At 32.2% G+C, this 17487-nt stretch carries 18 protein-coding genes and 1 tRNA gene; 12 read left to right on the forward strand and 7 right to left on the reverse strand.

The features are described from left to right. Positions 1–1641: fibro-slime domain-containing protein (locus C6990_RS06110; RefSeq protein WP_182129494.1), on the forward strand; the 1641-nt coding region annotated here is incomplete at its 5' end. On the opposite strand, the gene glyS is transcribed toward C6990_RS06110, so the two are convergent. Then, complete coding sequence (gene glyS / locus C6990_RS06115) at positions 1638–3095, reverse strand: glycine--tRNA ligase (RefSeq protein ID WP_182129502.1); 1458 nt, start codon at positions 3093–3095, stop codon at positions 1638–1640. The genes C6990_RS06110 and glyS overlap by 4 nt on opposite strands. Positions 3096–3126: 31 nt before the next feature. Continuing rightward, positions 3127–3966, reverse strand: a complete 840-nt coding sequence (locus C6990_RS06120) for a deoxyribonuclease IV (protein WP_182129504.1) — start codon at positions 3964–3966, stop codon at positions 3127–3129. Positions 3967–4044: 78 nt separating this feature from the next. Between C6990_RS06120 and C6990_RS06125 the strand changes: the two genes are divergently transcribed. From C6990_RS06125 to C6990_RS06145, 5 genes are read left to right on the forward strand one after another with little or no spacing between them, the layout of a single operon-like run. Then, the gene (locus tag C6990_RS06125; protein WP_182129506.1) at positions 4045–5070 is read left to right on the forward strand and encodes a DNA primase; all 1026 of its coding nucleotides are present in this window, start codon (positions 4045–4047) and stop codon (positions 5068–5070) included. Further along, positions 5070–6191 (forward strand): DNA primase small subunit domain-containing protein, encoded by a 1122-nt coding sequence (locus C6990_RS06130; RefSeq protein ID WP_182129508.1) that lies wholly within the window; start codon positions 5070–5072, stop codon positions 6189–6191. Before C6990_RS06125 ends, C6990_RS06130 begins: the two co-directional genes overlap by 1 nt. Positions 6192–6238: 47 nt before the next feature. Then, complete coding sequence (locus C6990_RS06135; protein ID WP_182129511.1) at positions 6239–9094, forward strand: UPF0182 family protein; 2856 nt, start codon at positions 6239–6241, stop codon at positions 9092–9094. Then, positions 9095–9637 (forward strand): type 1 glutamine amidotransferase, encoded by a 543-nt coding sequence (locus tag C6990_RS06140; protein ID WP_182129513.1) that lies wholly within the window; start codon positions 9095–9097, stop codon positions 9635–9637. It abuts the gene before it with no gap. A gap of 34 nt (positions 9638–9671) precedes the next feature. Then, the gene (locus C6990_RS06145; RefSeq protein ID WP_182129515.1) at positions 9672–10634 is read left to right on the forward strand and encodes a tetratricopeptide repeat protein; all 963 of its coding nucleotides are present in this window, start codon (positions 9672–9674) and stop codon (positions 10632–10634) included. Here C6990_RS06145 and C6990_RS06150 read toward each other — a convergent pair. Then, positions 10635–10708 (reverse strand) — tRNA-Gly (locus C6990_RS06150). It abuts the gene before it with no gap. A 52-nt stretch (positions 10709–10760) separates the two neighbouring features. On the opposite strand from C6990_RS06150, the gene C6990_RS06155 reads away from it, so the two are divergent. Further along, positions 10761–10934: a zinc-domain-containing protein gene (locus tag C6990_RS06155; RefSeq protein ID WP_182129517.1), complete on the forward strand. Its 174-nt coding sequence runs from the start codon at positions 10761–10763 to the stop codon at positions 10932–10934. Here C6990_RS06155 and C6990_RS11035 read toward each other — a convergent pair whose 3' ends face one another. Continuing rightward, the gene (locus tag C6990_RS11035) at positions 10935–11057 is read right to left on the reverse strand and encodes a hypothetical protein (RefSeq protein WP_255465279.1); all 123 of its coding nucleotides are present in this window, start codon (positions 11055–11057) and stop codon (positions 10935–10937) included. Between the two features lie 74 nt (positions 11058–11131). Here C6990_RS11035 and C6990_RS06160 point away from each other — a divergent pair, with 74 nt between their 5' ends. The 5 genes from C6990_RS06160 (at position 11132) to C6990_RS06180 (ending at position 15883) form a co-directional block, all read left to right on the forward strand. Continuing rightward, complete coding sequence (locus C6990_RS06160) at positions 11132–11533, forward strand: 30S ribosomal protein S6e (RefSeq protein WP_182129520.1); 402 nt, start codon at positions 11132–11134, stop codon at positions 11531–11533. 31 nt (positions 11534–11564) lie between these two features. After that, a complete protein-coding gene (locus C6990_RS06165) occupies positions 11565–12827 on the forward strand; it encodes a translation initiation factor IF-2 subunit gamma (protein WP_182129522.1) in 1263 nt (420 codons plus the stop codon). Next, complete coding sequence (locus C6990_RS06170) at positions 12820–13188, forward strand: PIN domain-containing protein (RefSeq protein WP_182129524.1); 369 nt, start codon at positions 12820–12822, stop codon at positions 13186–13188. Before C6990_RS06165 ends, C6990_RS06170 begins: the two co-directional genes overlap by 8 nt. A gap of 41 nt (positions 13189–13229) precedes the next feature. Further along, entirely contained in the window at positions 13230–13676 is a 447-nt protein-coding gene (locus C6990_RS06175) for a YbhB/YbcL family Raf kinase inhibitor-like protein (RefSeq protein ID WP_182129526.1), read from the forward strand. Between the two features lie 71 nt (positions 13677–13747). Then, positions 13748–15883, forward strand: a complete 2136-nt coding sequence (locus C6990_RS06180; RefSeq protein ID WP_182129528.1) for an STT3 domain-containing protein — start codon at positions 13748–13750, stop codon at positions 15881–15883. Between the two features lie 5 nt (positions 15884–15888). Here the strand turns inward: C6990_RS06180 and C6990_RS06185 are convergent, their stop codons facing one another. The 3 genes from C6990_RS06185 to cobO are packed head-to-tail and all read right to left on the reverse strand — an operon-like array spanning position 15889 to position 17417. Beyond that, positions 15889–16044: an RNA-protein complex protein Nop10 gene (locus C6990_RS06185; protein ID WP_182129530.1), complete on the reverse strand. Its 156-nt coding sequence runs from the start codon at positions 16042–16044 to the stop codon at positions 15889–15891. A 1-nt stretch (position 16045) separates the two neighbouring features. Continuing rightward, the gene (locus tag C6990_RS06190) at positions 16046–16843 is read right to left on the reverse strand and encodes a translation initiation factor IF-2 subunit alpha (RefSeq protein ID WP_182129532.1); all 798 of its coding nucleotides are present in this window, start codon (positions 16841–16843) and stop codon (positions 16046–16048) included. Between the two features lie 40 nt (positions 16844–16883). Then, a complete protein-coding gene (gene cobO, locus C6990_RS06195) occupies positions 16884–17417 on the reverse strand; it encodes a cob(I)yrinic acid a,c-diamide adenosyltransferase (RefSeq protein WP_182129534.1) in 534 nt (177 codons plus the stop codon). Positions 17418–17487: the final 70 nt, after the last annotated feature.

Genomic DNA, 17487 nt, shown 5'->3' on the forward strand with positions numbered 1-17487 from the left:
AGTATACCAACATTTAACGAAGACCTAAACAGTAATGGTGATTGGTTTGATGATGACACTGACGGTGACGGAATTCCAACATATCTAGATAATGATGATGACGCAGATGGATTTGTAGGTGGAATTGGATTAGGTTTTGATTGTAATGATGTAGATGCAAGCATCAATCCTGATGCAAATGAAATTTGGGGAGATGATATAGATAACAACTGTGATGACGATGTTGATGAATCCTATGCAGTAAATGACTCCTATGATGTAGATGGAGATTCTGGAATATCTATACCTGCGCCTGGCGTATTAGATAATGATCAATATGATATATCGATGACCGTATCTATAATTGAAACATCAATACCATCTCCAGGTTTACTAGTTAATAGTGATGGAAGCTTTGTGTTTACTCCATCCGATTTATTCTTTGGAACTGTTTCATTTACTTATGTTATATTAGATGAAGATGGGGTTACTCAGAGTAATGAATCAACTGTAACTTTGACACAATCATTTTGTGGTAATGATGTTAGTCTCTATAATGTCATAGAAGGAACAAACGGTAATGACAAACTAAAAGGAACTGACGGAAATGATTTGATCTTGGGATTGGATGGCAATGACAAAATTAATGCAAAGAAAGGTGATGACTGTATCTATGGTGGAGATGGCAAAGACAATATTAATGGTCATGACGGAATGGATGAAATTCATGGAGGATCAGGAGATGACAAAATTAGAGGACATGCTGGTGATGATATAATATTTGGAGATGCTGGAAATGATAACCTTACTGGAAATAATGGATTAGATGAAATTCATGGTGGAGATGGAAATGACAAGATTACTGGAAACAATCATGATGACAGATTATTTGGAGATGCTGGAAATGATAAAATTGGAGGAGGAAATGGTGATGACTTTATTGATGGTGGAGATAATTATGATTATTGTAAGGGTAACAAAGGTGATAATACTATAATTAATTGTGAAAAAGGTGATTCAAATACTGAGACTGGAGATCAAAAACAATTAACTGGTATAATTAGAGATTTTAAGAAAAACCATGATGATATGGAGCAAGGATGTAGTGGTGGACTTTGTTCATCAGTTGAACCTGGAATAGTAAAATCTGTTTTAGGCGGTGATGGGAAACCTGAATTTAATCAGGATACAATATCTACAAATGGACAAGCAAACTTTGTTCAATGGTATAATGATGTAAACGGTGTTAACAAAAGTGATGATATCACTTTAACTTTGGATAACACAATAACATCAGATCCTTCTGTATATACTTTTGAATCTGGACCAGGGTTTTTCCCAATTGATGGAAAATTATTTGGAAATCAAGGATTATCTCATAACTATCACTTCACTATAGAATTCCATTCTACAATTGAATTTGAAAATGATCAAATGTTCAAATTTACTGGTGATGACGATGTTTGGGTATTCATTGATGATAAACTAGTGATAGATTTAGGTGGAGTACATCCAAAATCTACAGCTGAAATTACTTCTACACAATTGATAAATGATTATGGATTACAAACTGGAGAAACTTATGATATTGATATCTTCTTTGCAGAAAGACAAACAGTCCAATCTAATTTCAGAATCGACACGTCAATGGGAATGAGTTAAGGAAAACTAGTATCAGAAATAATAATTGATTCTAATTCTGAGATTTTCACTCTAGACTGTTCCATAGAGTCTCGCTTTCTAATAGTTACAGTTTCATCTTCTATTGTTTGATGATCAATAGTTACGGCAAATGGAGCTCCAATCTCATCTAGTCTTCTGTACCGTCTTCCTATAGCTCCTGAATGATCTAAAAATGCATCACATTTTCGCTTGATTTTAAGATAAATCTCATCTGTTTTCTCTTTGAGTCCATCCTTTTTGACTAGGGACAATACTCCAACATGCACAGGAGATAGATATGGCTTGAGAGATAACACTACTCTTTCATGCTCCTTGTCGTCTTTTAGACTGTGCTCTAAAATGGTGTAAAGACTTCTATCAATTCCCATTGAAATCTCAAAGACATGAGGCAAGACTTTCTCATCATTATCCATTACCTCAAATTTCTCTTTACTCATTTTAGCATGACTTGACAAATCATAGTCTGATCTATAATTACATGCAACAAGCTCGAGCCATCCAATTGTAGTTTCTACTTCAAAATCAAATGCAACTTCAGCATAGAATGCTTTTTCTTTGTCTCCAAGTTTTCTGAATCTACTTTTTGTAACATCAATACCTGTTTTCTCATAAAATTCCATCAACATGCCCAAGTAATATGCGACAAATTTGTTTGGAATAACACCAGAGTCTACTGCTTCTTTGCATGTCATAGAGACTGGATCTGCATCTGTTTGAACTCGAATTACTGTATTTTCAATTTCTGAAAAATTTTCCACTTCTTGTAATTTAGATGGATTACAAAATACTTCAATTTCTGCCTGATAAAATTCTCTTAAGCGTAACAGACTCTGCCTTGGAGCGATCTCATTTCTAAAACTCTTTCCAACTTGAGCAATTCCCAAAGGTAATTTCCCTCTCATTGTTTTAAAAAGTCGTGGAAAATCTATAAAAATAGACTGACATGTTTCTGGTCTAAGGTATGCTTCTTCTTCTTGAGGACCAATACCAACTCTAAACATCATGTTAAATTTCCTAGTCTTATCAAAATCCCCTTTGCATTTTGGACATTTTATGTTATTTTGAATAATGGCATTATCAAATTCCTCCAAATCAGCACTCTCAGGAATTTCAATTTGTGAAATCTCTGCAATTGTTCTATCTGCTCTAAATGTTGAATTACACTTTGTACATTGGATAATTGGATCCGCAAAATTTCCTAAATGTCCTGATGCCTCAAAGACTGATTTTGACATTATCTGAGAACCATCAATCTCAAGCATTCCATCACGTCTGATTAACTCACGCCTCCATAATTCTAGAAATTTATTTTTTAATCCAACACCAGAAGGCCCATACTCCCAAAATCCAGCTTGTGCATCTGAATATACTTCACAGCTAGGAAAGTAAAACCCACGCTCAAGGGCTAGTTTCATTACTTCTTCATAGTTCATTGTAAAATCCACTCATCCATGAAATAAATTTCTACGCAAACCCCTTTGCCACTCTGATATTCTCAAAGTCATCTCTTTCATCATCAATTGGTGTTTCTAAAATTATTGGAATTTTTTTCTTGTTTGCAAACTTTACAATGGCTGAAATTCCCTTTTCTCCAATTCCCCCCAACCCTAAGTGATAGTGTCTGTCCAGATTACATCCAAGGTCACCTTTAGCATCATTTAGGTGCAAGATTTTCAAATGCTCTAGCCCAACAAATTTATCAAATTCAGAAAATACTTTTTTTACTTTCTCCTCTGTTCTCAAGTCATACCCTGAAACAAATGCATGACAAGAATCAAAACAAACACCAAATTTCTTTGCAGGTTTTAACTGCTTGAATATTTCACCAAGCTGCTTAAAGTCAGAACCAACAGAATTTTTTTGACCTGCAGTATTCTCCAATAAAATCATTACATCATTTTTTGTCTTTCCAGCTCTTGTTAGTCCTTCAACGAGCCTTTTAATTCCAGCCTCATCACCTGTTCCCAAATGACTACCTAGATGTGTAACAAGATATGGAATTCCTAATTCTGCACATCTCTCAACTTCATTAATCAAAGTTTTAATTGATTTTTCAAATCCATCATCTTTTGGGGATGCAAGATTTGGCAGATATGGCATATGTGCACATGTTGCAAATCTATCAATCTTACTTGCCTTTAGTTTTGATTTAAAATTTGCAATATCTTCCTTGGATAGCTCTTTTGCATTCCATCCTCTTGGATTTCTAGTAAATATCTGAAAAGCAGTACATTCTCTTTCAACTGCATTATCAACTGCTTTGTCAATTGAACCAGAAATTGAGACATGACAGCCGATCTGCATATTCCATCAATTTCTTAAAACATAATTTAAACCAGCATTAAAAACCAGATTTTTAAGTAAATTAAGTGAATCACTATCATGATTGCATTAGGACAGGATGAAATTGCAAAATATCCATTTTTGGCAGATGCTGGTCAATATCTCAAAGATCAAGGATTCTCACTAGAACAATTTGGAACAGATCCTGATCTAAAACAACTAATCCAGAAAGCCTATGATAGAATACTAGTAGCAGCTGATGGGAAAATCTACAAATCTGATTTAATTGGTGATCATGTGTCAAAAGAAGCAGCACTTCCAAGGGAAGTATTCTCATTTCTTTTAGCAATAGTGTTGCTAAAACTATGTGGGATGCATACTCTGATCAAGAGATTTGCACTAGCAGAGGCTAGACGTGCAGAAAAGTATCTGGAACGAGATCTATCAAACATTTCAGATGAGTCCAAAAAAGAATTAGCAATTAGAGTAATTGATGATCTCTTTTCAGTTCAGATTGAAAAACAGGATGATTACTTTGTAATTCCGGTATCTGATTATCTAAAACACTCCATAAATTTTCATGAAAGAGAATGGAAGTTAATTAACAGGCATGTTGAAAATGGACTAGTATTTTTAACTCCCCATGAAACAGTTAGACTGATAAGAAAAGAATTGGGTACGTACATCAATTCTAAAATAATTAATGCAAAAACTCCTACAATGATTCCTGGTTTTGAGGACTCAGTTAACAAACTTTCAATGCTATCAAAAAAATTTGCAACTTTTACAGTGACTACCGGAGAGTATCCACCGTGCATCAAACATGCAATTGATGTGCTTGAAAAGGGTGAAAACCTACCCCATTCTGGGCGATTTATGTTGGCAACTTTTCTTCTCTCAAAGGGTCAAACAGTTCAACAAATAGCACCGCTTTTCAAAAATGCTCCTGATTACAATCCTCGTGTGACTCTTTACCAACTTAATCATCTAGCTGGAACTTCTGGAAGTGGAACCCAATATTCTTGTCCCTCATGTGAGAAACTAAAAACACAAAGTCTCTGTTTTGCAACATCTGAATGCGATAATATTATCAACCCTTTACAATTTGGAAAGAAGAGAAAATAATGCAAGATACTGATATAAAATTTCTAGAAGATTCGTTCAAAAAATATTATTTTGAGCACTTTGATCTAATTCATGTACCAGAGCGAACATCTGAAAGAGAATTCGGTTTCCAGAAATTCAATTCAGGAATGACTAGACATATCCAAATCAAGGACGATAAGGAATTGCATTTATTATTTATGCAAAATGTTCCCTCTGATGTTTATTGCTCAAATGCTTACTATTCGTTTCCTAATTTACCAATGAATGAAAAAGACTGGAAAGAGGCAGATCTCATTTTTGATATTGATGCAAAAGATCTCAATTTAACATGTCGAGCAAATCATACAGTTTCAATATGTTATGAATGCAATGAAATCTCAAAGGATTCAAATCAATGCAGAAAATGTAATTCAACAAAATTAGAAAAAAAATCATTGCCATGTAAAAATTGTATTGATCAATCAAAAATACAAGTAGAAAGATTATCTGAAATTCTAACTAATGATTTTGCAATAGATAAAGAAAATATTCATGTATATTTTTCAGGAAACGAAGGATTTCATGTTTATGTGTATAATTCACAATTCCAAGAAATTGGTTCAAGAGAGAGATCTGAATTGACAGATTATATCTCACTACGTGGAGCCATCCCTGAAACATTTGGAATGAGGAAATTCAAACAAGATCGTGCAGCTTTTCCTGATTTTAATGAAAAAGGATGGAAGGGAAGGTTCTCAAAATATGTATTTGGTTCAAAATCAAAACGCTCAAAAATAATTACAGAACTTCTTGCAAATGGTTATTCTTCCTTCCAAAAAACTTTAGATGATGTATCCAAAAACATTGGAGTAAAAATTGATCCAAACGTAACTATGGATATACATAGAATCTTTAGATTGCCAGGATCCATTAACAGCAAGAGTGGTCTTACAAAAATTCTTTGTACAGATTTAACAAAATTTGATCCTTATTCTGAAGCATCTTTTCTTAGTGATGAGACGATAGAAGTTTTAGCAAATTCCCCCATAGAGTTTAAGCTAAAAAACAAAAAATTTGGACCATACAATAATGAAAAAGTAACAGTTCCAACATTTGTAGCAGTCTATATGATTTGCAAAAAACTAGCAAAAACTGCTTAATTTTACTAATAAGACATTAATTTACCAAATCTTAACAAAATTTAACTTTGTATAGCGCCTCTACTGATAAGCAAGCTCCGCCTCCTGATGCGGGAAAATTCATCAGATTAGGAATTGTAGCCATTATTGGAATTGTAATTTTTGCCATGGTTGGAAATCAGGCAGTAATTTTATCGATGAATTTTACAGAATTTGGCGATCAGTTCACGAAACCTCTGTATTATACACTAGTCTCTACAATTATTCTATCTGCGATTGCTCTAGTACGTGTAAATATTTCTGGAAGATCGTCAATTTTCTGGTATATTATTAGAACAGCAATTGGATTTATTGGAAGTGGTGGACAGCAACCAATCTCAAATAATATATCAAGTTTCAAAGAATACAAACTCTCCACTCCACAATTTGTAATTTGGCAAATAACCAAAATTTTGCTTTTTGGAGCATTCTTTGCAAATATCATGTTTGGATTTGCAGCAGTATCATTTATCGACGGTAATTATTTGGGAATTGAAAATCTACCAAAGTTATTCTCTTTACCATTTGTAACTCCTGAAAATAATCCAAACTTTGCAGCTGAAAATGTTGTTCCAATGATCCCAGCTTTAGTAATTTTGATTCCACCACTACTTGCAGCAATTGGATTACGTCTAGTTTTGTATGTAGGAATTCATAGAATAATCGATGTAATTACTTCATTTTTACAAGACTCTAATGATGGAAAGCCAAGATATCTAAATTATGTTTCTACAATTGAAGGAATAATTGGAATTGGAATAATATGGGCAGGATTTAATCTCTTCTTTACTGATCAAATTGATTATAATACACGATATGTAATTGGTGGAACACTTCTCATAGGCTTTGCACTAATTGCATTTTCAGTAGTTGATAGAATTAGAGCACGTGTTCTAACTCATATGTTTAAGAGAGATGTTTACATTAGAATTCTAACTATTATTGCAATTGCAATAATTGTTGCAGGAGTTGTATCTGTAAACAATAGTATAGCTGATGCAAAAAAGATAGAATTTTTGGGTCCATATACAGCTCAACAAATAGGAGTAAATCGATATCTTGGAGAATTAAATAACATTCAAGAAAATACTCATGATGTTAAACTAACATCTGTTTCTGCAAATAATATCAAAAATTATGTAAATCAACACAGTGACGTCCTTGATGTCATTCGAGTTTGGGATTGGGAAGCAGCTTTTGCCAAATTAAAGCCTGAGATTGGTCTTATTCCATATGTAGATTTTGAAGACAATGATATTCTAAGATTTAACAATACACTTTATTGGACTGCCTCAATGAAACCAATTCTACCAACATCAGTTAGTCTTGAAAATAGATGGTATAACGAGCATCTAGTTTACACTCACGTTCCTAATGGATTCTTAACTCTTGAAGCAACTGATGGTCAAATTGTTGATAGTGGTGAATTTTTCAAACAAAGAGAGATTTACTATGGAGAAGGTGGATTATTTGAGCAAACTTGGTCTGGATATCCAAATTCAAGAGGTTCTACTAGTGCTGAATTAGGAGGAGTATCTTATTCTGGTTTAGGTGGATTAGATGTTTCACCACCTCTAAGTTGGATATTTGAACCAAACTTTTTACTTTCTTTTCCTGCTGAATCAGTTCACATTATGAGATACAAAGATGTGCACGATAGAATGGAAATATTATATCCTTACTTCCTATATGATTTATTTGGAAAAGAACTAGATTCACTTCCTGTCACTGATGGAGCAAACTCTTACTGGTTAATTCCATTAATTATTGGATTTGATACCAATGATGTTCCATGGTCTGTTGGTAATCCATACTTACGATTAGTTGGATATGCACTAGTAGACACTTACAATGGTGATATCCAATTACTAAAGACTGGAGATGATTTCTTTTCAGATATGTTTGCCAGTCAATATTCTGATCAGTTCAAACCAATGCCTACTTGGCTAGAAGAACAAATCAGATATCCAGTAGAATTATTTAATTGGAAAACAGAGATGTATAATATTTACCATGTAACAAATGTTGAGACATTTATTCAAGCTAATGAATTCTATGAAATACCTCGTGGACTAGATACTTATTATGTTGAGGCAAAACCTCCAGGATTTGTACAAACTGAATTCTTGGGATTACTTTCATTGGAATTAAGAGGTTCTCAAGGAAGAAATCTTGCAGGATATATGGTAGTTGAAAATGATCTAACTAATCTAGGAAATTTACAATTCTATGAAGTTCCATTAAACTCTACAACCAAATTGATTGGTCCTACTGCAGTTAGAGAGGCACTTGATAGAGATCCAGAATTTGCTCAGCTAAAGACACTCTTGAGAAATCCAAGAATTGGTGATAATATTTTATATCGTGTAGGTGATCATGATATCTACTTTATTCCAGTATATACTGCAGGAGCTGGTGGTGTAGTTGCACAATTAGGTACAATTGCAGCAGTAGGTGCAGCATTTAATGGAGAATACTTTGTTGGATTGGGTGAAACTCAGGAAAAAGCCTTTGAAGCTTATCTCAAAAAAGTTTCTGGAGTAGCACCAACTGTAACTACAGCAGATGACAATTATGTTGAATTAGTTAGAGATGATAGGATTGAAATAATAAAATCGGTATTTGAAGAAAGTAACATTACTGTATCTGAACCAACATCAATCCAGATACCATTATCATTTAACGAAGGTGAGATCTTCTTCTTTACTGAAAGTGATCGTAAAAATACTGAAGAATTCCTCAATGAATTCATTGATGATTTTGTTAAACCACGTAGTGATAGAGTATTCATGTGGCAAGAAGAAAATAATCTCAACATTGGAACAATATTTGTCAAGGATGGAATATCTGAGATACATTATGTCTCAATTGAGGTTGGCAACTAATTGCTCTTAGTTGTTGATAATGGTTCAATTTATACAAAAAATTTAACTGAATTTCTAACTCAAAAAAATATTTCATTTAAAAAACAAACTCCTCACCTTCTAAATCTTCAATCTCTTTCGAATTATGACGGTTTTATCCTATCTGGAAGAAGAAAAAATGAAAAAAAAATAAACGAAATAAATTCCAAAATTATTAATTTTTCTATTAAAAACGATATCAAATTACTTGGAATATGCTATGGTGCAGAAATTTTGGCCCTTACATTAGGTGGAACAATTCGAAAAACTAAATCACTTCAAAAAGGAAATGAATTAATCAGTATATCAAAAGAGAATTTAGTTTGTAATGGTTCCCTTAATGTTTTTGAGAGTCATGGATTTGAGATATCACGACTACCTACTATTTTAATTCCTCTTGCAGAATCAAATAATTGTAAATATGAAATTATTCAATATGATAAAAAACCAATTTTTGGAACCCAATTTCATCCCGAAATGACAAATGACGGTAATGATTTAATTGAAAAATTCTGTTTTCTTTGATTGATTTTAATAACTCTTAAAATTTCTTTAATTTATGGACCAAGAAGATCATGAATTACTTTTACCTCTAGTTGAAGAAGAAAATATTTGCCTTCCATTACCAATTAACGTCGTATCAAAATATTGGAATGTAGAATTACCGATGGAAGAAGCTATTGAGGCTGCCAAAAAATATTCGGGATTTAATGGTAGTATAATCATTGAAGGAATAGAATTAGCTGAAAGAAATGGTCTAGCATGTAAGATAATAAATTCATCCTTATCAGAACTAAAAAAAATAATTGATACTGGAATACCTCCAATTGTCATTCTGCCAGGGATTCCAGAAATTACTCAACATGCCTCCATCATTACTGGTTATGATGATGAAGAAAAAACCATTCTGCATTATATTCAGAAAGGTAATTTTGAAGGAGAACAACAGGAAGGGGCAATACCAGAAGACATTTTTGACAAGGAATGGTCGGAAGATGGAAGATTATTGATATTGATAGCACCAATTGATATTTTATCTTCATTAAAACTAGAAAATGACTCTACTGATAAATCAAATCGGCTATGTCTCATTTCTGAACGACAAAATATTCTAAAAAATTCTTCTGATGCAATTAAATCATTAAAACAATCATTAGAAATTTCTCCAGAAAATTCTACTGCTTTACAACAATTAGGATCTTTAATGAATCAACAAAGTTCCCCTGATTGTGTAAAATTTTATGAAAAATGTTTGGAATTAAATAAAAGATCATATTTGACTTGCAACGGTCTTGGAAATTATTATCTTAAAACAAATCAATTTGAAAAAGCAGAAAAATATTATACAAAAGCTATTGAAATCAATCCAAAAAGATCTGCTAAAATTTATAAAAATAGAGCATATCTTAGAGAAAAACAAAACAAAAATCCTGAAGCAAAAGAAGATCTTAAAAATTATTTAAAATATAATCCAAAGGCTTCTGATAGAGGAATAATTGAGCAGGCAATTAGAGAGATATAATGCGGAGTGCGGGATTTGAACCCGCGGCCTTCAGCTTGGGAAGCTGACGTCATACCAGACTAAACTAACTCCGCTTAAAAACAATTAATTGATTATGATTAAATATCTTAATTTCAAAACTAATACATGGATGCAAAATGTCCTGAATGTGAAAAAGTTGCAATCTTAGACGATGATATTGCCCATGTAAGATGCCCTCATTGCAACTTTGAAACAGATTACGATTCCTATCTTGAAATCATGAAAGATCAAGCAATCAATATGGCATCAGACTATATTCCGGATCGACCTGGAATGTAATTACCAATAATTCCCTTTATCAGAACAATCTAAATGTGCCCCACAATTAGGACAAAACATATGACATGCTTGCATGTCGACCATTATTTTATCACACCTTGGGCATTTAATTTCCTCAGCCATACTCATCATAGTCAATCTTGATTTAAAAATAATGTCCAAAGGTTAATTAGTCGTTCAACTTTTTTTTGAAATAATTGCCAAACTTTAAACTTACAATTTCAGATATTAAAGGAAAATCTGTTTCAAAGGAACTCAAAGACAGTGATGCTAATCCTTTGTTAGGATTACAGCTTGGAAATGAAACTGATGCATCCATTGTTGGATTATCTGGTAAATTAAAACTCACTGGAGGAAGTGATAAATCTGGAGTTCCTATGAGAAATGACGTTCATGGTTCTGCAAGAAAAAAAATTCTACTTTCTAAAGGGGTAGGGCTACAAGATGCAGAGACCGGACAAAGAAAAAGAAAATTAATGCGTGGAAATACTGTATCTGAAGAAATCTACCAAGTAAATTGTAAATTTAATGGAGAATTACCCGTTGAAGCTCCAGCAGAAGAAACTACAGAAGAAAAAGCTGAAGAAAAAAAAGAATAACTTAACATATACCGATTCTACATTTTGAGTCATGCATTGGAGAGAAACACTTCCTGATTGGTACATCAAAAAATATGGTTATCAACCATGTGTTAACATTGGGACTGCAGGTCATGTAGATCATGGAAAAACTACTCTTATTCAAGCATTAACTGGCTCTTGGACAAGTGTTCACAGTCAAGAATTAAAACGAGGAATTACAATTCGTGTAGGTTATTCTGATGCAGCATTTTACAAATGTAAAAGCTGTGAGGAGCCTTTAGGTTTCTCTACAACTCCAAAATGTAATAATTGTGGAAAAGAAAGTGAATTATCTAGAGTTGTAAGTTTTGTAGATAGTCCCGGACACGAAAGTTTGATGGCAAATATGCTTTCAGGATCTGCATTGATGGATGGAGCTTTGTTGTTAGTTGCTGCAAATGAAAAAGTTCCAAAACCACAAACAAAAGAGCATCTTTTAGCCCTTCAAACTCTTGGTATACAACAAATAGTAATAGTTCAAAATAAAGTTGATTTACTTCCTTACAAGGAAGTGATGGCAAACTATCAAGATATTACAAAATTCGTTAAAGGAACTTTTGCTGCAAAATCACCAATAATTCCTATTTCTGCTCAATCTGGATTGAACATTGATGCATTAATTGGCTCAATAGAATCAACAATCAAAACTCCAGAAAGAGATGAAAAGAAAGATACTGTAATGCATGTTTTACGTTCTTTTGATGTAAATAAACCTGGAATAAAATTAAAAGATATCAAAGGTGGTGTAATTGGTGGTAGTTTAACACAAGGTGTTTTTAAAATTGGAGATGAAATTGAGATAAAGCCTGGAATCATGAATGAGAAAAAAAAGTCATACGAACCCTTACTAACAGAAATAACATCTTTAGGAACTGCTGCAGGAATAGTTGAATCAGTGAAACCTGGTGGACTTGTTGCTATTGGGACAAAATTAGATCCTTCCATGACTAGAAGTGATTCTTTTATTGGTTCAGTTATTGGAAAACCAGGAACTCTTCCAGAAAATTCTACAGATCTAAAACTTGAAGTGAATCTATTTGATGTTGCAGTAGGAATAACTGAAGATATTAAAGTCAAACCAATTCAATCTGGCGAATTACTTAGACTTAATATTGGAACTGCACCAATTTTAGGTAAAGTAACTAAGATAAAATCAAAAAATATTGAGGTTGAACTTAGACGACCAGCATGCATCTTTAAAGATGGAAATGTTGCAATAAGTAGAAGAATTGATGAAAGATGGAGATTAATTGGTGCAGGAATAATTGGTTGAAGTTATCTGTGATACAAACTTTTTAATCCATTTAGCAACAAAACGTGTTAAAAATATTGATAACCTTGATGTTGAAATAGGTTTAATTTCATTTGTTGTTCCTGATGTTGTAATTACAGAATTGGAAAAACTTGAAAAAATACCTGAAAAAAAACAAGAAATTTCTATGACTATGAATTTTATAAAAAATTTAAAAAAAATCCCTATTTCTGGAAATTTCGCTGATCAGGTATTAGTAGAATATGTAAAAAATCATAACTCTATAATTGGAACAATGGATAAAGTATTAAAAAAACAAATCAAACAAGCTGGAGGTTCCATAGTTTCTCTATCAAATGATAAAATTATCTTAGAATCTTAGAAAAATTTAACTTGAAGAAATAACTATAATTGATGATTTAAATGATTTTAGAAAGTCCAGCTTTTGAAAATGGTAGCACAATTCCAAGAAAATTTGGATATAAAAATGGGAATTCAAGCCCTCCATTGATAATTCGTGAAGTTCCTGAGGAAACTAAATCCCTAGTTTTGATAATGGATGATCCAGATGCAATGGGTGCAGTTGGCAAAGTTTGGGTCCATTGGGTTTTATGGAATATTTCTCCAAACACTCAAGAAATACCTGAAAATTCTATTCCAAAAAACTCAATTGAGGGAAAAACAGATTTTGATGAAATTGGTTATGGTGGACCTGCACCACCAGATAAGGAACATCACTATATTTTCAAACTTTATGCGTTGGACACAGAACTAAATTTAGAAAAAAATTCCACAAAAACAGAACTTGAAGAATCCATGAAAAATCATATTCTTATGGAAGCAAAATTAGAAGGAAAATATGCCCCATAATTTACTTAATTTTTGAAAAAATCTTTAATTTTTTAAAAAGAGTAATAAACACACATCTATGATTCAAAATATTGAATTCACAGACTAAATTATTTTCAATAGGAAGTTTTGATTTTAAATTAAACTATCTTTTAATTATTGCAATATTATCCATTTCTTTCTCAATGTCTTTTTTGATTAGATCACAGCCTGCTAACTTTGGATGGGAATTAAATGAATTTGATCCTTTTTTTAATTATAGAGCAACACAATATCTTGTTGACAATGGAATTGACTCTTATTTTGAATGGAATGATGATTTAAGTTGGTATCCTCATGGAAGAAATGTTTCTCAGAGCTCTCAAGTAATGTTGCATCTTACAGCTGCGACAACATATTGGATTTTTGGTGGTGGAGGAAGTCTTTATGATTTTACTATTTTATTCCCTGTAATTTTTGGTTCTTTAACAGTTATTGTAATTTTTGCCTTAGTTAGAGTAATAGGAGGTACAACAGCTGGATTATTTGCAGCATTACTTTTCTCAGTTTCTTTACCAATTATAGTTCGTGGTCAAATTGGTTGGTTTAAGTCAGAACCATTAGGATTGTTTTTTAGTGTTTTAGCTGTATACCTTTTTTTAAGTGCCATAAAATCACAAAATTATAAAATTTCTATTCCAAAAATGATTGCTTCGGGAATTTTTATTATTTTTGGTTTATCTGCATGGGGAGGTAATCAATTTTTCATTTTGCCTTTAGGGATTTTCTTTTTAACATTACCATTTTTACGGGCTGATCATAAATTTTTAATTTTAATAATACCTATTTTTACAATAACATCAATTCTCACATCATTAGCATTTGAACGATTAGGAATTCACTTTATTATGGGACTGGGAGGATTGTCATTAATTGTTCCAACAATTTTCTTAGTAGCATGTATTGCTATACAACATAAAAGTAGTAAGAACAATAAACGACGAAATGGCTTGCTATTTCTTATAGCCATTCTCATTATTGGTTCAAGTGTTCTAATCCTAAATGCTGATTCAGAATTTATTCCTCTACCTAGTCATAGATATCTAAATGCAATAAACCCATTTTTAACCACAACTGATCCCCTTGTTGATTCCGTCGCTGAGCATGCAACAACTACTATTGCACAATCTTTTCTATTCCATTCAATATTGATGCTATTTGCTGGACTAGGAATTTGGATTTTACTTAAAAATTCCAATAGACCTAACTTGATAAAAAATGACATGATTTCTTTTGCGTTAATCCTAGGATTAATTGGAGTTTATGTTAGTTCTGCATTTGTAAGACTGGAAGTATTTGCATCATTATCCATAATCATTTTATCTTCTATAGGGCTGTCAGTATTATCAAGAGAATTCTTTACGAATAAAATAGAAATTAAAAAATCTAAAAATCTTATTCTAAAATCTTCTTTTATTTTCGGGATAGTTTTACTACTTACGGTACCATTGATTTTTCCTATCAACGGAAATGTTTTTTCTACTACTAATAATCCACCAACAATTCTTAATGGAGGAACCACGTATAAAGTCAGTACTACTGATTGGATTGATGCTATGGATTGGATCAAAAATAACACTGAAAAGGATGCAGTCATTGCTACTTGGTGGGATTATGGATACTGGATTCAAACAAAAGCTGAACGAGCCTCTCTTGCAGATAATTCCACTTTAATTGATCATATAATTAAAAAAATAGCATCTGCTTTTCTAAGTCCACCTGATGATGCAAGAAATATCTTACTTGAAATGGAATCTGATTATGTAGTTATTTTTGTGACTGGAAAAAGATTAGATATTGATAATGGCGATCAACCACTTTATGTTCTTGGTGGTGGTGCCGATGAATCAAAAAAACAGTGGTTCATGAGAATAGCAAATGAACCACTAGCTAAATATCTTCATTCTGATGGAATTAGTGGAACAGATTATTTTTGGAATGAAACATTATTGGGTAAAATGATTCCATTTACTCTTTTAGGTTATGTAAATATGGGAACTAATCAACAATCTCAGACATATCAACCAGGATTCACTGGAATATATACAAAAGATATCAAATTTAGTGAAGATGAAAATGAACCACTAAGATTAGTCTATTACTCACCAAGTTTTGATATTGAAAAAGGTGGAACAGTTATTGGGGTATTTGTTTATGAAATTAACAAAGATTATGTTGCATTAAATTAGTTTTTTTAATTATATCTCTCGGCTAATCTATATCTCATATATTTATCATCAGGTGAAAATTTAGCTGGATGTGCAGATATTGTTTTTTCATTACATTTAATACATTTTTCTTTTAAAGTATACTGATTACATTTAATACATTTTCTTAATTGAAATTTCATTTTAATTTTCTCTTGTTTTCTTTGATTCTTCTCTAGTAAATTTGAATGAGCCTTTCTTTTTTTCTATGTTAGTTTGAATTTCTTCAATTATTGGTTTTAGGGATTTTTCCGCAGATTTGAAATTCTCTGAAGTAATTGATAATCGATATTTTGGTGCACCCAAATAAGTAATATCTATTGTTGGATCTTTTTTCAAAACAGCTAGTAATTCTTTTTTAATTATTTCTACTCCATCTGATTTGTTACTTGTAATCTCCATAATTCCTCTAATTTCCACTGATGGTAGTTTAATTTTAGAACATATCTCTCCAATTACCGTTGCAGTTTTTTTTGCCAGTTTAAGATCTTTGACAGATTCTATACCATTTCTTGCAATCTCTATGAATGCATCATATACAGAATCAAATTTTGAATAAATATTATCTTCCAATTTTTCAATTTCTTCATCTGAAAGTTTTGCCTTTTCCTGAACATTTTGTAATAGCGTTTTACCTTTTTCAAATTTTTTAACTTCTTTTAGTTTTTGTTTTTTCTGATCCTTTGATACTTGTTTTAATGATAGATCTATATCCCCTCTTTTAGAATTAACTTTTTTTACTAGTAGTACTTTTTTCTCCCCGTCTTTGACAAACCTGCTAACTGATCTTATCCAACCCGGTGCAATCTCTGAAATATGCAAAAATCCTTGGATATCATCATATTCATCAAGGGTTACATATGCCCCATGATCCATTACTTTGGTAACTGTAGCAAGTATTATCTCTCCCTGTTCAGGCATTTCTTGGATTTCAGTAGACATTTCTTCTAAAACTCCTCAATGCGTAAATTAATGTTGCTGGCTAGAAATCAATACCTTTCTTTGCCTTTATGCCCTTCTGAAATGGATGTTTTATCTCTCTCATCTCCGTAACCAAATCCGCAATTTCAATGATTTCATCTTTAGCATAATTGCCAGTTAATACCAAATCTACGCCTCTTGGTTTTGATTTTATAATGTTTAAAACATCATCAACTGAAATCAAATTAAGATTAACTGCATAATTTATCTCATCTAAAATAACTATGTCGTAATTTCCTGACTGAATTTTTTCATTACTAATTCTTATTGCCTCTTTTGCAATTTGTTGATGATCTTCTTTTGGACTTTTATCATCAATTATGCCGACAAATCCTTTCCCAATTGCAACCATCTCAAATTCTGGTTCAAGTTTTTTAGATGAATCCATTTCACCATAGTGCCATGAACCTTTGATAAATTGAATCATACAAGTTTTCTTTTTGTATCCTGTTGCACGTAATGCAATTCCTAAGGCTGCAGTTGTTTTACCTTTACCTTTTCCAGTATAAACAATGGTTAATCCATCTTCTTCCATAAACTACATCTGATGATTCTTACTAAAAACATTGAGGATTATCAAAAATCTATCAATTTAAATAAAAATT

The organism is Nitrosopumilus sp. b3, from assembly GCF_014078525.1.
In the GTDB taxonomy this organism is placed as follows: domain Archaea; phylum Thermoproteota; class Nitrososphaeria; order Nitrososphaerales; family Nitrosopumilaceae; genus Nitrosopumilus.

Coding starts and splice junctions, on each gene's coding strand:
- C6990_RS06175 (WP_182129526.1), top strand. CDS start 13,230: ATGATTTTAGAAAGTCCAGCTTTTGAAAATGGTAGCACAATTCCAAGA.
- C6990_RS06190 (WP_182129532.1), bottom strand. CDS start 16,843: ATGTCTACTGAAATCCAAGAAATGCCTGAACAGGGAGAGATAATACTT.
- C6990_RS11035 (WP_255465279.1), bottom strand. CDS start 11,057: ATGGCTGAGGAAATTAAATGCCCAAGGTGTGATAAAATAATGGTCGAC.
- glyS (WP_182129502.1), bottom strand. CDS start 3,095: ATGAACTATGAAGAAGTAATGAAACTAGCCCTTGAGCGTGGGTTTTAC.
- C6990_RS06165 (WP_182129522.1), top strand. CDS start 11,565: ATGCATTGGAGAGAAACACTTCCTGATTGGTACATCAAAAAATATGGT.
- C6990_RS06130 (WP_182129508.1), top strand. CDS start 5,070: ATGCAAGATACTGATATAAAATTTCTAGAAGATTCGTTCAAAAAATAT.
- C6990_RS06120 (WP_182129504.1), bottom strand. CDS start 3,966: ATGCAGATCGGCTGTCATGTCTCAATTTCTGGTTCAATTGACAAAGCA.
- C6990_RS06145 (WP_182129515.1), top strand. CDS start 9,672: ATGGACCAAGAAGATCATGAATTACTTTTACCTCTAGTTGAAGAAGAA.
- cobO (WP_182129534.1), bottom strand. CDS start 17,417: ATGGAAGAAGATGGATTAACCATTGTTTATACTGGAAAAGGTAAAGGT.
- C6990_RS06155 (WP_182129517.1), top strand. CDS start 10,761: ATGGATGCAAAATGTCCTGAATGTGAAAAAGTTGCAATCTTAGACGAT.
- C6990_RS06125 (WP_182129506.1), top strand. CDS start 4,045: ATGATTGCATTAGGACAGGATGAAATTGCAAAATATCCATTTTTGGCA.
- C6990_RS06185 (WP_182129530.1), bottom strand. CDS start 16,044: ATGAAATTTCAATTAAGAAAATGTATTAAATGTAATCAGTATACTTTA.